This is a genomic window from Salinispora oceanensis (assembly GCF_000383575.1).
In the GTDB taxonomy this organism is placed as follows: Bacteria; Actinomycetota; Actinomycetes; order Mycobacteriales; family Micromonosporaceae; genus Micromonospora; species Micromonospora oceanensis.
In genome coordinates, this window is record NZ_KB911579.1 from 284,595 (window position 1) to 298,265 (window position 13,671).

Sequence of the window (13,671 nt, forward strand, 5' to 3'; positions counted from 1 at the left end):
CAGACGCCAACGTCGTCGGACCGCGAAGGGCGGTCCGACGACGTTGAGTGAGCGTGTTTCAGGGCTGGCGGTGCAGCTGGGTCAGGATGGCGTCCGCGAGACGATCCGGGGCGCCGTCGGCGTACCCGAGGAAGAGTGACGGCTCGGTCAGCTCCAACTCGACCAGGAGCGGCGCGTCGCCCTCGCCCGGGATCAGGTCAACCCGGGCGTAGAGCAGCCGCTCCGGTCCGCCCGGAACCTCGGCGAGGATCTTCTCCGCCACCGCCACCTGCTCCGCGGTGGCCGTGCGGGGGGTGATCCGCTCGATTTTACGGGGCTCCTCCGGCCCCAGGTCCGGGCCGGTCAGCATCGCGCCCTTACGGATCGCGTGACTGAAACGCAGGCCGTCCGGGCCAGCGAGAAAGAGCAGCGCGGTCTCGCCGTCGGTGTCAACAGCGGAGAGGTACGGCTGCACCATGGTCACTCGCCCGGCCGCGCCGAGGCGCCGCACATGCGCCTGGGCGAGTTCTCGGTGCTCGGGATCGGCCAGGTCGTACCGGCCGGTGTCCCGGCTGTCCCCGCTGACCGAGGGTTTGATGACGTACTCCCCGCGCTCCGCGGGATGCGACCACTGCTGCCCCGGCTGAATCCAGGTGGTGGGGACGGTGGCCACTCCGGCGGTGGAGAGCTGTTCGAGGTAGCGCTTGTCGGTGTTCCAGCGGACGACGTCCACCGGGTTGGCCAGGGCCGGCACCGTCGCCGCCCAGGCGATGAAGGCGTCCCGGCGAGCGGTGTAGTCCCACGGCGAACGGAGAACCACGAGGTCATAACCCGCCCAGTCAACGCCGGGATCATCCCAGATCACCGCCTCGGCGGTGACGCCACGAGCCGCGAGCGGCGCGTGGACGAGGCGGTCGTCATCCTCAAGGTCAGGAAAGGCGGCGCAGGTCACGAGGGCGACCCGGGCTTCCCGCCGGGCCGACTCGGGCGAAGTGATCACCATAACCGGGAACCTAACGAGCCATCGTGCGCCGGGCCATCGACCGCCAGAGGTCGTTACTCGGGCGCATCTGGTCCATCAGTTCACGCTCCCACGCATTCTCGACGGTGACGCCCGCCTTGGCACACGCCTGCCGCGCGACGACGGTGTCGTCCGCGAACTGGTCGCCCCAGACCCCGTCGGAGCCGACGAGGACGATGCGCGCACCGCGCTTGCCGACGTACTCGATGACCGCCTTTGCGCCGCCGTGACCGGCGGCGAACGACTTGATGCCGGCGACCAAGCCACTGGGGGCCGGGCCGTTGGGGGCCTGCTCGGCCGTCAGCGTCGTATCGGAACGATCTGCCATGACGCGAAGCCTAAGCAGAGTTCCCCCCATGCGGGCGAGTTCGGTGAACCTTTTGTGATGCCAGTTACCCCGAAAGCGTGACCGGAGATGCCCCTTTTGGCCTGATTTACCTGCATAATTTTCGCATTATCGGCAAGAGGATTTCCAAAACATAAACCACGCTGACGGATTTCCGACCAACCCGGAATTCCCGCACGTCAATGGTGAAGCCGGCAATCCCAATACCTTCGCCCTCGGTCCGAGGGGGCGGTCAGATCACCGCGTCCAGCGCAACCGCCGCGAAGACGACGGTCAGGTAGGTGGTGGACCAGTGGAACAGCCGCATCGGCTTGACCGCTTCCCCCCGCGCCGCCCGACGGCACAGCCGATGCGCCTCGACCAGGAAGACGACCCCCACGACGAGGGTCGGCAGTCCGTAGACCGGCCCGATCCCAGCCCCGAGCGGCCAGGCCGCCAGCGAAACCAGCACCGTCAGCCAGGCGAAGACAAGAATCTCGGCGTTGACCCGCCGGGTTGACGCCACCACCGGCAGCATCGGGATGCCCGCCCGGGCGTAGTCTTCCTTGTACTTCATCGCCAGCGGGTAGAAGTGCGGCATCTGCCAGAAGAAGACGACCCCGAAGAGCGCCCAGGCAGCCGGCGCGAGGGAACCGGTCACCGCGGCCCAGCCGATCAACACCGGCGCCGCCCCACAGGCCCCACCCCAGAAGGTGTTCGCCGGGGTGGTGCGCTTGAGCCAGGCGGTGTAAACCAGGTCGTAATAGAGAATCGCGGCCAGCGTCAACCCGGCGGCCAACGCATTGGTGAAGACAGCCAGCAGGGTGACCGAGACCACCGCCAGCACCAAGCCAAAGATCAGTGCACTCCGCGGTGCGACGGTGTGTGCCGGCAGCGGGCGACGCTTGGTGCGCCGCATCACCTGATCGATATCCCGGTCGATGTAGCAGTTCAGGACGCTGGCCGCGCCGGCCGCCAGCGACCCGCCGACCAGCACCACCGCCATCAGCCAGAGCGACGGCAGACCACCGTGCGCGAGCATCATCGCCGGCACGGTGGTGACCAGCAGCAGCTCAACAATCCGCGGCTTGGTCAACGCCACGTACGCCGCGACCACCGCCCGCGGGTCCCGCCGCGAGCCGACCGCCCCATCCCCCGTCGTGCCGACCGACTGCCCGGCGGTGTCGCTGACGGGGCGCTCGGTGATCATGCTCACGGATGCCACCTTCCGGCATGGGCGGGGGAGGTCGGAATGATCGGGCCCCACTCCGGGACCATCACCGCCCCACCCTACGCGCCGCCGTTGTGGCTGCCCTGGTGACCCGGCAACGGTGCGGGGCGTCACACTCGTACGCGACGAAGCGGCCGGAACCGGGAGAACAGCATGCACGGATCCGTCGGCGGACGTTTAGGGCCGCTCGATAGGGTCACCGGTGAGGGTTCCGCCCATCTGCCGAGGAGCACACCGAACGTGGCTGACAACCGACCCGAGCTTCCTGCACTCAACTGGTCCGACCTCGACCGTCGGGCGGTCGACACGGTCCGCGTGCTGGCCATGGATGCCGTTGAGAAATCCGGCAACGGCCATCCCGGCACCGCGATGAGCCTGGCGCCCGCGGCCTACCTACTCTTCAACCGGGTAATGCGCCACAACCCCGCCGACCCGAACTGGCCCGGCCGGGACCGCTTCGTCCTCTCCGCCGGGCACTCCAGCCTCAGCCTCTACATCCAGCTCTACTTCTCCGGCTACCCGATGAGCCTCGCCGACCTGGAAGGCCTGCGGCAGTGGGGCTCCCTCACCCCCGGCCACCCCGAGTACGGGCACACCCCGGGAGTGGAGACCACCACCGGCCCCCTCGGGCAGGGCCTGGGTAACGCGGTCGGGATGGCGATGGCCGCCCGCCGGGAACGCGGGTTGTTCGACCCCGAGCCGGAGCGCGGCACCTCGCTCTTCGACCACGACATCTGGTGCATCGCCTCCGACGGCGACATCGAGGAGGGGATCAGCCACGAGGCCAGCGCCCTCGCCGCTCACCAGCAGCTGGGCAACCTCTGCGTGATCTACGACGACAACGAGATCTCGATCGAGGACGACACCCGGATCGCCAAGAGCGAGGACGTCGTGGCCCGCTACCGGGCGTACGGGTGGCATGTGCAGACCGTCGACTGGCGACGCGGCGACGCGGACGAGGGCGACTACCACGAGGACGTGGCCACGCTGTACCGCGCGCTCCTGGCGGCCAAGGCGGAGACCGGCCGGCCGTCGTTCATCGCCCTGCGCACCATCATCGGCTGGCCGGCGCCGAACAAGCGCAACACCGGCAAGATCCATGGTTCGGCGCTCGGCGCCCCCGAGGTCGCGGCGACCAAGGAACTCCTCGGCTTCGACCCAGAGCGCACCTTCGAGGTTGACGAGGACGTCCTCAAGCACGCCCGCCAGGTACTGGAACGCGGCATCGCCTCCCAGCGCGAATGGACCGAGACCTTCGAGGCCTGGGGGCGGGCGAACCCGGAGCGGCGGGCGCTCTGGGACCGGCTGGCCCACCGGACCCTGCCGGCGGACTGGACGGACGTCCTACCCACGTTCCCCGCCGACGCCAAGGGCATCGCCACCCGCGCCGCCTCCGGCAAGGTCCTCGCCGCGCTCGCGCCGGTGCTGCCGGAGCTGTGGGGCGGCTCGGCCGATCTGGCGGACAGCAACAACACCACCATGAAGGGCGAGCCCTCCTTCATCCCGGCCGAGCACGCCACCAAGGACTTCCCGGGCAACGAGTACGGCCGCACGCTGCACTTCGGCATCCGCGAGCACGCGATGGCCGCCATCCTCAACGGAATCGCCCTGCACGGCGGCACCCGCCCGTACGGCGGCACCTTCCTCGTCTTCAGCGACTACATGCGCCCGTCGGTGCGCCTCGCGGCGATGATGAAGCTGCCGGTGACCTACGTCTGGACGCACGACTCGATCGGCCTCGGTGAGGACGGTCCGACCCACCAGCCGGTGGAGCAGCTGACCGCGCTGCGGGCCATCCCCGGACTGGACGTGGTACGCCCCGCCGACGCGAACGAGACGGCCTGGGCGTGGCGGCAGGTCCTGACGCACACCGACCGACCGGCCGCGTTGGCACTGAGCCGCCAGCCGTTGCCGACCCTGGATCGATCCGTGCTCAATAGCGCGGAAGGGGTGGCCCGCGGCGGGTACGTGCTGGCCGAGGCCACCGGCGGCAAGCCGCAGGTGATCCTCGTCGGCACCGGCTCTGAGGTGCAGCTCTGCCTCACCGCCCGGGAGCGGCTGGAGGCCGACGGCACCCCCACCCGTGTCGTCTCCATGCCCTGCCAGGAGTGGTTCCGGGCCCAGGATGAGGCGTACCAGGAGTCGGTCCTACCCCGTGGGGTAAGGGCACGGGTGAGCGTGGAGGCGGGTGTCGCGATGTCCTGGCGGGCCTTCGTCGGTGACTGCGGTGAGAGCATCAGCCTGGAGCACTTCGGGGCGAGTGCCCCGCACACCGTGCTCTTCGAGGAGTTCGGTTTCACCCCGGACCGGATCGTGGGTGCGGCGCACGCCACGCTGACCCGGGTCGGCGACATCATCGGTAATCCGACCGGCAACTGAGGGGAGCGCGACGGCATGACGGACAGGCTGGGTGAGCTCACCGCCGCGGGCGTGGCGGTCTGGCTCGATGATCTTTCACGGATGCGACTCAGCTCCGGCGGGCTGGACCGGCTGCGCCGGGAGAAGCACCTGGTTGGGGTGACCAGCAACCCGACGATCTTCGCCAAGGCCCTCGGCGACGCCGAGGAGTACGACTGGCAGCTACACGACCTCGCGATGCGCGGGGTGAGCGTCGAGGAGTCGGTCCGCACTCTCACCGCGTACGACGTGCGCTGGGCCTGTGACGTGATGCGACCGGCGTACGAGGCGTCGGCGGGGGTGGACGGCCGGGTCTCACTGGAGGTGGACCCGCGGCTGGCGTACGAGACCGACCAGACCATCGCCGAGGCGCGGGCGCTCTGGTGGCTGGTGGACCGGCCGAACCTGTTCATCAAGATCCCGGCCACCGAGGCCGGGTTGCCGGCGATCACCGCCGCCCTGGCCGAGGGGATCAGCGTGAACGTCACCCTGATCTTCGGGCTGGACCGTTACTCGGCGGTCATGGAGGCGTTCCTGACCGGCCTGGAACAGGCAAAGGCGAACGGCCACGACCTATCCAAGATCGGCTCGGTGGCGTCGTTCTTCGTCTCCCGGGTCGACACCGAGGTCGACAAGCGGCTGGAGAAGATCGGCTCGGAGCAGGCCAGCAAGCTGCGCGGTCGGGCCGCGATCGCCAATGCCCGGCTGGCCTACGAGCGCTACAGCCAGGTCTTCGCCTCTGACCGGTGGCAGGCCCTCGCCGACGCCGGGGCGCATCCGCAGCGACCGCTCTGGGCCTCCACATCGACGAAAAACCCGGACTATCGGGACGTGATCTACGTCGAGGAGCTGATCGCCCCCGGCACCGTCAACACGATGCCGGAACCGGTGATCAACGCTTATGCCGAGCACGGCGAGACCAGCGGCGACACCGTCACCGGCGGCTACGACGAGGCGCGGGAGGTCTTCGCGGGCCTGGCGGCGGCCGGGGTTGACCTGACCGATGTGATCGACACCCTGGAGCGCGAGGGGGTGGAGAAGTTCGAGGCGAGCTGGAAGGAACTCCTCGACGGTGTCCGCCGTTCCCTCGCCGCCGCGAACCGCGGCATGAACCACCCCGGCGACGCCGCCACGAAGAACGCGCGGGCCGCCGAGCGGGCGGGAGGCAACGCGTGAGCGAGTCTTTCGGACAGCCCGTTGAGGCCGCTGCCGGCCTCTCGGTGCGCGGGGCAGACGCGGTTGACCAGACCGGGGCCGCCTCCACCCGGACCGCGGTAACCACGGCCGGGATTCCGGGCCAGCTGGCCGCGAAGGATCCCACGCTCTGGGGGCCGGAGGCGGAGGCCGAGGCGCGGATTCGGCTGGGTTGGGTCGACACCCACACCCGTAGCCGGGATCTGCTTCCGCAACTCGCCGAGCTGACCTCGGAGCTGGCCGACCTGGATCACGTGGTGCTCTGCGGGATGGGCGGTTCGTCGCTGGCTCCCGAGGTGATCTCCCGGACGCTCGGCCGGCCGCTGACCATCCTGGACACCACCGATCCGGGCCAGATCCGGACGGCGCTCGCCGACCGCCTGGAGCGGACCGTCGTCGTGGTGGCCAGCAAGTCCGGTTCGACCGTGGAGACCGACAGCCAGCGACGCGCGTACTGGCAGGCGTTCCTCGACGCGGGGATGTCCGAGGCGGAGGCCGGGCGGCACTTCGTGATCGTCACCGACCCGGGCTCGCCGCTGGCGGCGACCGCGGCCGAGATGGGCGCGTTCACGGTGCTGGCCGATCCGAACGTCGGCGGGCGCTTCGCCGCGCTGACCGCGTTCGGACTCGTTCCGACGGCGCTGGCCGGGGTCGAGGTGGCCGAGCTGCTGGACCAGGCCGAGGCTTTCGCCGGGTCGTTGGCCACCGAGCGGGACAACCCGGCGCTGGCGCTGGGCGCCGCGCTGGGTGCGGCGGCCACCGCCGGCCGGGACAAGGTGGCGCTGGTCTCGGACGGCAGCGGAATCGACGGGCTCGGTGACTGGGCCGAGCAGTTGATCGCCGAGTCGACCGGCAAGTCCGGGAGCGGCATCCTGCCGGTCGTCGTCGAGTCGCCGACCAGCCCGGGCGCCACCGGCGAGGACATTCTCACCATCAGCTACGGCGGGGCGCTGACCGCCGGGGAACTGAGCGGCGGGGAAGGGCCGGGCAGCACGCCGGACGTGGCGGTCAACGGGCCGTTGGGGGCGCAGTTCCTCGCTTGGGAGTATGCGGTCGCGGTCGCCGGCGTGGTGCTCGGCATCGACGCGTTCAACCAACCGAACGTCACCGAGAGCAAGGAGAACACCAACAAGATCCTGGCCTCGGGCGCGCCGACGGAGCAGCCGTCCTTCACCGAGGGCGCGATCGAGGTGTACGCCCCGGCCGGGGTACCGAACGATCTGGCCGGCGCGGTGCGCTGGCTGATCGATGGCGTGGATGACGACGGCTACCTCGCGGTCATGGCGTACCTCGACCGCGGGGCCGATGCCGACGCGGCCCGGCTCCGCCCCGCGTTGGCCGAGGCGGCCGGCCCGCCGGTGACCTTCGGCTGGGGTCCCCGGTTCCTGCACTCCACCGGGCAATATCACAAGGGAGGCCCACAGGTGGGCAGCTTCCTCCAGCTAACCGGTACCGTCGACGTTGATCTGCCGGTGCCCGGGAAGCCGTACAGCTTCGGGGAACTGCAGGCGGCGCAGGCCGCCGGCGACCGGCAGGCCCTGGCGGACCGGAAGCGTCCGGTGCTGCGGCTGCACCTGACCGACCGGTCCGCGGGTGTGGCGCAGCTGTTGGAGGCGGCTGGCGCGCTACCCAAGCGACGATGACGGACAAAACAAAGCGGAGCGAGGAGATAGCGTGACAAACCCGTTACGCGACCCGCAGGATCGACGGCTGCCCCGCATCCCGGAACCCTGTGCTCTGGTCATCTTCGGCGTTACCGGCGACCTGGCCCGCAAGAAACTCCTACCGGCGGTGTACGACCTCGCCAACCGGGGGCTGCTGCCCCCGAGCTTCGTCGTGCTCGGCTTCGCCCGCCGGGACTGGGGAGACGGCGACTTCGAGTCCCTCGCCCAGGCGGCGGCGAAGGAACACGCCCGCACGCCCTGGCGGGAAGAGGTGTGGGCGCGGCTGGCCGGAAACATCAAGTTCGTCGGCGGGTCGTTCGACGACGACGAGGCCTTCGACCAGCTGGCGGGGGTGTTGGCAAAGCTACGCCAGACGCACGGCATCCCCGGCAACGCCGCCTTCTACTTCGCCATCCCCCCGCCGGCTTTCCCGGTGGTACTCAAACAGCTCGCCCGCACCGGAATGGCGGACAACGCCAGCTCCGGCGGGTGGCGACGAGTCGTGGTCGAAAAGCCCTTCGGGCACGACCTGCCCTCGGCCAAGGAACTCAACGACCTGGTGGACGATGTCTTCACCCGCCCGGACGTCTTCCGCATCGACCACTACCTGGGCAAGGAGACGGTTCAGAACATTCTCGCCCTGCGGTTCGCCAACAACCTCTTCGAACCGTTGTGGAACTCGAGATACGTCGACTCGGTGCAGATCACCATGGCCGAGGACGTGGGCATCGGCACCCGGGCCGGGTTCTACGATACCGCCGGTGCCGCCCGCGACGTGCTCCAGAACCATCTCCTTCAGCTCCTCGCGCTGGTGGCGATGGAGGAGCCCACCAGCTTCGCCGCCGACGAGATCCGCGCCGAGAAGCTCAAGGTACTCAAGGCCATCACCCTGCCATCCGACGTGGACCAGGGGACTGTACGGGGCCAGTACCTGCCCGGCTGGGTCGGCGGCGAACGCGCGCTCGGCTACCTGGACGAGAAGGGGGTCCCGGCGGACTCGACCACCGAGACCTACGTCGCGGTGCAGCTTGGCATCCAGAACCGACGGTGGGCGGGGGTGCCCTTCTACATCCGCGCCGGGAAGCGGATGCCCCGACAGGTGACCGAGGTCGCGATCATGTTCAAGCAGGCCCCACACCTACCGTTCAACGACGCCGATGTGGAGTCGCTGGGCAACAACCAGCTCGTCATCCGGGTCCAGCCGGACGAGGGCGTGGTCCTCAAGTTCGGCTCCAAGGTGCCCGGGACCGCGATGGAGGTCCGCGACATCGCGATGGACTTCCAGTACGGCGAGGCGTTCACCGAGGCGAGTCCGAAGGCCTACGAGCGGCTGGTGCTGGATGTCCTGATCGGCGACCGGACCCTCTTCCCGGACGCCGCCGAGGTCGAACAGAGCTGGCGCGTGGTGGACCCGCTGGAGCAGGCGTGGGCGGAGACGAAGCCGGAACCCTACCGGTCCGGTGAGTGGGGTCCTCGCCGCTCCGACGAGATGCTGGCTCGGACGGGCCGCGCCTGGCGGCGGGCGTGACGATCGAACGACGCGAGCAGACCGGGAGGCAGCGATGATCGGCCTGTGGGACACCACCGGCAACGAGGTGGTCAAGGCGCTCGCTGCCGAGCGGCGCAGCGCCGGCGGGGTGGCCAGTGGCATGGCACTCACCCTGATCGTGGTCGTGGACGAGAAGCGGGTCCGTGAGGCGGAGGCAGCGGCGACGATCGCTTCCGCCGCCCACCCGTGCCGACTGCTGATCGTGGTTCGTTCCGACGTGGATCGGGACCGGAACCGGCTGGATGCGGAGATCGTGGTGGGGGGCCGGCTTGGCCCCGGCGAGGCGGTGGTGGCCCGGATGCACGGGCGGCTGGCCCTACACGCCGAGTCGGTGGTGATGCCGCTGCTGGTGCCAGATGTACCGGTGGTGACCTGGTGGCACGGGGATCCGCCAGCCGAGATCGCCACCGACTTCCTGGGCGTGGTGGCCGACCGGCGCATCACCGACGCTGCGCAGGCCGACAACCCGATCGAGGCGTTACGGCAGCGGGCGCACGACTACGCACCCGGCGACACCGACTTGGCCTGGACCCGGGTCACGTTGTGGCGCACCCTGGTGGCAGGTGCCTTCGACACCACCGAGGCACAGGTCACCGCGGCGACCGTGGTGGCACCACCAACCGATCCGACGGCGGCGCTGATGCGCGGCTGGCTCGCCTCCCGACTGGGGATCGACCCCGAGTGGCGGCACACCGACCAGTACTCCCGGATGCATGAGGTGCAATTGCACTGCGCCAACGGCGACGAGCTGACCCTGACCCGCAACGACAGCATGGCGGTGTTTCGCCGCACCGGCCAGGAGGACCGTCTTCTGCCGCTGGTGCGCCGGCCGCTCGGCGACGAGCTGGCCGAGGAGTTACGCCGGCTCGACGCCGACCAGGTATACGCGGAGGCGCTCGGTGCCGCGGCAGGGCTCTCCGGGCTGGAACGCCGTCCCGCGCAGCGGATGCATGTCTGGAAGGACCCGGCTCAGGCCGAGCGGGCCGAGGCGGGGATCACTACGCACGCTGGGATCGCGCAGGCATGAGCGAGGCGAGTATCGCGGTCCACGCCGACGCCGAGCTGCTGGCGCAGGCCGTGGCCGCCCGGTTACTGGTCCGAATCCTCGATGCGCAGACCGGGCGCGGTCAGGCGTCGGTGGTCTTGACCGGCGGACGGATCGCCGCCGCCGTCTATCGGGCCCTGGCGGCGATGCCCGCCCGTGAGGCGGTCGACTGGTCCCGGGTGGACGTCTGGTGGGGCGACGAGCGGTTCCTGCCTGAGGGGGATCCGCAGCGCAACGCGACGCAGGCCCGAGCAGCGCTCTTGGACGTGGTGCCGCTGGACCCGGCCCGGGTGCACCCGATGCCGGCTTCGGACGATCCGACCGGCAGCGACCCAGAGGAGGCCGCCGCCCGGTACGCGGCGGAGCTGGCCCGGGCGGCCCGCCCCGGCACCGCCGTCCTCCCCCACTTCGACGTGCTCCTGCTGGGGGTGGGTGAGGACGGGCACGTCGCCTCGGTCTTCCCGGAACATCCGGTGCACTACGAGAGCCGGCCGGTCAGTGCGGTCCGGGGCAGCCCGAAGCCGCCGCCGATCCGGACCACCCTGACTCTGCCGACGATCAACACCGCGGAGGAGGTGTGGCTGGTCGCCAGCGGGACGGACAAAGCCCGCGCGGTCGGCCTGGCGCTGGCTGGTGCGGGGCCGGTGCAGCTACCGGCCGCAGGTGTGCGGGGCGTCAACCGCACCCTCTGGCTGCTGGATCGGAGCGCCGCCGCCGACCTGCCCGCCCGCTTCCGCAGCGTCCGCTGAGCTGTCGCCCGCGGCTGCTATACCGCCGCGGGCGACACCTCGGACACCTCAGCGGTAAACGAACCGCGCGCGGCTCGTCCGAAGACGAACCGCGCGCGGTTTTGACTCGACGTGCTGGGCTCAGCCGACGCTGGACTGCTGTAGCCGCAGCCAGAGCCCAAGTCCGACGATGCAGGCGAACCAGACGATGCCCACCAGAACGGTGTAGCGGTCCAGGTTCTTCTCGGCGACCGACGACCCAGCCAGGCTGGAGCTGACCCCGCCGCCGAACATGCTGGACATCCCACCACCTTTACCCCGGTGTAGCAGGATCAACAAAACGAGCATGAAGCTCGTTATGACCAGCAACACGATCAACGTGTACGCGAACCAGATCGGCATGGCGGGGGACAGTCCTCTCGTTGCGATCCTCGCCCGAGCAGAACGGGCACGGTGGCACCGACCGGCGGACGGGCGGAGTCAAGGATAGCGAAGCGATCAGCCGGTGGTGTGCTCCGGGAACCGGCAGATCTTCGCGAACTCCTCAGCGTCCAGGCTGGCGCCGCCGACAAGGGCGCCATCCACGTCCGGCTGAGCCATGATGGCGGCCACGTTCGACGACTTGACCGACCCGCCGTACAGGATCCGAACCCGGTCGGCCGTCTCCTGGCCGAAGTGCCCGGCGAGGCGCTCACGGAGCGCCCCACACACCTCCTGGGCGTCCTCCGGGGTGGCCGTCTTGCCGGTACCGATCGCCCAGACCGGCTCGTACGCGACGACAACCTCGGCCATCTGCTCGGCGGTGACCCCCTTGAGGGCGGCGTCGAGCTGGTCGTTGCAGTACGCCACCTGGCCGCCCTGCTCCCGAATGTCCAGCCCCTCACCCACGCAGAGGATCGGGATGAGGGCATGGGTGAGCGCCGCCTGCACCTTCGCGTTGACGATCGCGTCGTCCTCGTGATGGTTCGCCCGCCGCTCGGAGTGGCCGACCGCCACATAGGTGCAGCCCAGCTTGGTCAGCATCGGCCCGGCGATGTCACCGGTGTGCGCTCCCGACGCGTGCGGCGAGAGGTCCTGCGCGCCGTAGCCAACCAGCAGCTTGTCTCCGTCGACGGCGGTCTGCACCGTCCGTAGGTCGGTGAACGGCGGTAGCACCACCGTCTCGACATCGGTGAGCTGCTTCGCGGTGAGACTCGCGGCGAGCTTCTGCACCAGCAGATTCGCCTCGAGATGGTTGAGGTTCATCTTCCAGTTGCCGGCCATCAGTGGCCGGCGGGTGGGGTTGGCCATTCAGCTCTCCAAGGCCGCGATGCCGGGGAGGGTCTTGCCCTCCAGGTACTCAAGACTGGCTCCGCCGCCGGTCGAAATGTGGCTGAACGCCTGCTCGTCGAGGCCGAGGGCCCGCACCGCGGCGGCGGAGTCGCCGCCGCCGACCACGGTGAACGCGTCCGACTTCGCGATCGCCTCGGCGACGCCGCGGGTGCCGTGCGCGAAGGCCGCCATCTCGAACACGCCCATCGGGCCGTTCCAGAAGATCGTCCGAGCGTCCCGCAGCGCGGCGGCGAAACCTGCCACCGTCTCCGGGCCGATGTCGAGCCCGACCCGCTTGCTGGGGATCCCGTCGGCCCGCACCGTGTCGTGCGAAGCGTCGGGGGCGAACGCGTCCGCCGCCACCACGTCAACCGGAAGCATGATCTTGCCGTCGGCCCGCTCCAGCAGACTGCGGCAGGTCTCGACCATCTCCTCCTCCAACAGCGAGGAGCCCACCTCGTAGCCCTGGGCCTTGAGGAAGGTGAAGCACATGCCACCACCGACCAGCAGCCGGTCGACCTTCGGCAGCAACGCCTCGATCACCGCCAGCTTGTCGGAGACCTTCGACCCACCGAGCACCACCACGTACGGGCGGTCCGGTTCCCCGGTGAGGGTGCCGAGCACCTCCACCTCGCGCAACACCAGCCGGCCCGCCACGTGCGGCAGCCGGGCCGGCACGTCGTACACGCTGGCGTGCCGCCGGTGCACCGCACCGAACGCGTCGTCCACGTACGCGTCGGCGAGTGCGGCGAGCTGGTCGGCGAAGGCGCCCCGCTCCGCCTCGTCCTTGCTGGTCTCACCCGGGTTGAACCGAAGGTTTTCCAGCAGGGCGACCTGACCGTCGCCGAGGCCGGCCACGGTGGACCGGGCTGAGTCGCCAACCGTGTCCTCGGCGAAGTGCACCGGCGCGCCGAGCAGCTCACCGAGCCGCCCGGCGACCGCGCGCAGGCTGAACGCCGGGTCGGGGCTGCCCTTCGGCCGCCCCAGGTGGGAGCAGACAACCACCTTCGCGCCGGCCTGGACCAACGCGCCAAGGGTCGGCAGTACAGCCCGAATCCGGCCGTCGTCGGTGATTTGACCAGTCTGCTTGTCGAGCGGGACGTTCAGGTCCGCGCGGACCAACACCCGCCGACCCGTTACCTCCTCGGCGAGCAGGTCGTCGAGGGTGCGGATAGTCACCGGACCGACCTTCCCTTCGTCACCAGGCCCCCCGCGAGCTGCCTACGC

12 protein-coding genes are annotated in these 13,671 nt (G+C 70.0%); 6 read left to right on the forward strand and 6 right to left on the reverse strand.

Going from position 1 to position 13,671, the window contains the following annotated elements:
* Positions 1-58: 58 nt before the first annotated feature.
* From SALPAC4_RS0101105 to SALPAC4_RS0101115, 3 genes are all read right to left on the reverse strand, one after another.
* On the reverse strand, positions 59-982 hold the full coding sequence (locus SALPAC4_RS0101105; protein WP_019868795.1) for an ATP-grasp domain-containing protein: 924 nt from the start codon (positions 980-982) through the stop codon (positions 59-61).
* Positions 983-992: 10 nt separating this feature from the next.
* A complete protein-coding gene (locus SALPAC4_RS0101110) occupies positions 993-1,328 on the reverse strand; it encodes a hypothetical protein (RefSeq protein WP_018731656.1) in 336 nt (111 codons plus the stop codon).
* 250 nt (positions 1,329-1,578) lie between these two features.
* Positions 1,579-2,541, reverse strand: a complete 963-nt coding sequence (locus SALPAC4_RS0101115) for a heme o synthase (protein WP_018737020.1) — start codon at positions 2,539-2,541, stop codon at positions 1,579-1,581.
* A 255-nt stretch (positions 2,542-2,796) separates the two neighbouring features.
* Here SALPAC4_RS0101115 and tkt point away from each other — a divergent pair, with 255 nt between their 5' ends.
* The 6 genes from tkt to pgl are packed head-to-tail and all read left to right on the forward strand — an operon-like array spanning position 2,797 to position 11,154.
* The gene (gene tkt / locus SALPAC4_RS0101120; protein WP_019868796.1) at positions 2,797-4,935 is read left to right on the forward strand and encodes a transketolase; all 2,139 of its coding nucleotides are present in this window, start codon (positions 2,797-2,799) and stop codon (positions 4,933-4,935) included.
* Between the two features lie 15 nt (positions 4,936-4,950).
* Positions 4,951-6,129, forward strand: a complete 1,179-nt coding sequence (gene tal / locus SALPAC4_RS0101125) for a transaldolase (protein ID WP_019868797.1) — start codon at positions 4,951-4,953, stop codon at positions 6,127-6,129.
* Positions 6,126-7,790 carry a glucose-6-phosphate isomerase gene (locus tag SALPAC4_RS0101130; RefSeq protein ID WP_019868798.1) on the forward strand — a complete coding sequence of 555 codons (1,665 nt, stop codon included), beginning with the start codon at positions 6,126-6,128 and terminating at the stop codon, positions 7,788-7,790. The genes tal and SALPAC4_RS0101130 overlap by 4 nt, the downstream gene beginning before the upstream one ends.
* Before the next feature lie 31 nt (positions 7,791-7,821).
* Positions 7,822-9,339 (forward strand): glucose-6-phosphate dehydrogenase, encoded by a 1,518-nt coding sequence (gene zwf / locus SALPAC4_RS0101135; protein WP_019868799.1) that lies wholly within the window; start codon positions 7,822-7,824, stop codon positions 9,337-9,339.
* Between the two features lie 34 nt (positions 9,340-9,373).
* Positions 9,374-10,387: a glucose-6-phosphate dehydrogenase assembly protein OpcA gene (locus SALPAC4_RS0101140; RefSeq protein ID WP_019868800.1), complete on the forward strand. Its 1,014-nt coding sequence runs from the start codon at positions 9,374-9,376 to the stop codon at positions 10,385-10,387.
* A complete protein-coding gene (pgl, locus tag SALPAC4_RS0101145) occupies positions 10,384-11,154 on the forward strand; it encodes a 6-phosphogluconolactonase (RefSeq protein ID WP_019868801.1) in 771 nt (256 codons plus the stop codon). The genes SALPAC4_RS0101140 and pgl overlap by 4 nt, the downstream gene beginning before the upstream one ends.
* 120 nt (positions 11,155-11,274) lie before the next feature.
* Here pgl and secG read toward each other — a convergent pair whose 3' ends face one another.
* From secG to SALPAC4_RS28185, 3 genes are all read right to left on the reverse strand, one after another.
* Positions 11,275-11,535: a preprotein translocase subunit SecG gene (secG, locus tag SALPAC4_RS0101150; RefSeq protein WP_019868802.1), complete on the reverse strand. Its 261-nt coding sequence runs from the start codon at positions 11,533-11,535 to the stop codon at positions 11,275-11,277.
* A 96-nt stretch (positions 11,536-11,631) separates the two neighbouring features.
* Complete coding sequence (tpiA, locus tag SALPAC4_RS28180) at positions 11,632-12,423, reverse strand: triose-phosphate isomerase (RefSeq protein WP_019868803.1); 792 nt, start codon at positions 12,421-12,423, stop codon at positions 11,632-11,634.
* Positions 12,424-13,623 (reverse strand): phosphoglycerate kinase, encoded by a 1,200-nt coding sequence (locus tag SALPAC4_RS28185; RefSeq protein ID WP_019868804.1) that lies wholly within the window; start codon positions 13,621-13,623, stop codon positions 12,424-12,426. It lies immediately after the preceding gene.
* Positions 13,624-13,671: the final 48 nt, after the last annotated feature.

What these genes read in the sequence shown, in the direction of transcription:
- secG (WP_019868802.1), bottom strand. Translation starts at nt 11,535, where the DNA reads ATGCCGATCTGGTTCGCGTACACGTTGATCGTGTTGCTGGTCATAACG.
- tal (WP_019868797.1), top strand. Translation starts at nt 4,951, where the DNA reads ATGACGGACAGGCTGGGTGAGCTCACCGCCGCGGGCGTGGCGGTCTGG.
- SALPAC4_RS0101140 (WP_019868800.1), top strand. Translation starts at nt 9,374, where the DNA reads ATGATCGGCCTGTGGGACACCACCGGCAACGAGGTGGTCAAGGCGCTC.
- pgl (WP_019868801.1), top strand. Translation starts at nt 10,384, where the DNA reads ATGAGCGAGGCGAGTATCGCGGTCCACGCCGACGCCGAGCTGCTGGCG.
- SALPAC4_RS0101110 (WP_018731656.1), bottom strand. Translation starts at nt 1,328, where the DNA reads ATGGCAGATCGTTCCGATACGACGCTGACGGCCGAGCAGGCCCCCAAC.
- SALPAC4_RS0101105 (WP_019868795.1), bottom strand. Translation starts at nt 982, where the DNA reads ATGGTGATCACTTCGCCCGAGTCGGCCCGGCGGGAAGCCCGGGTCGCC.
- tpiA (WP_019868803.1), bottom strand. Translation starts at nt 12,423, where the DNA reads ATGGCCAACCCCACCCGCCGGCCACTGATGGCCGGCAACTGGAAGATG.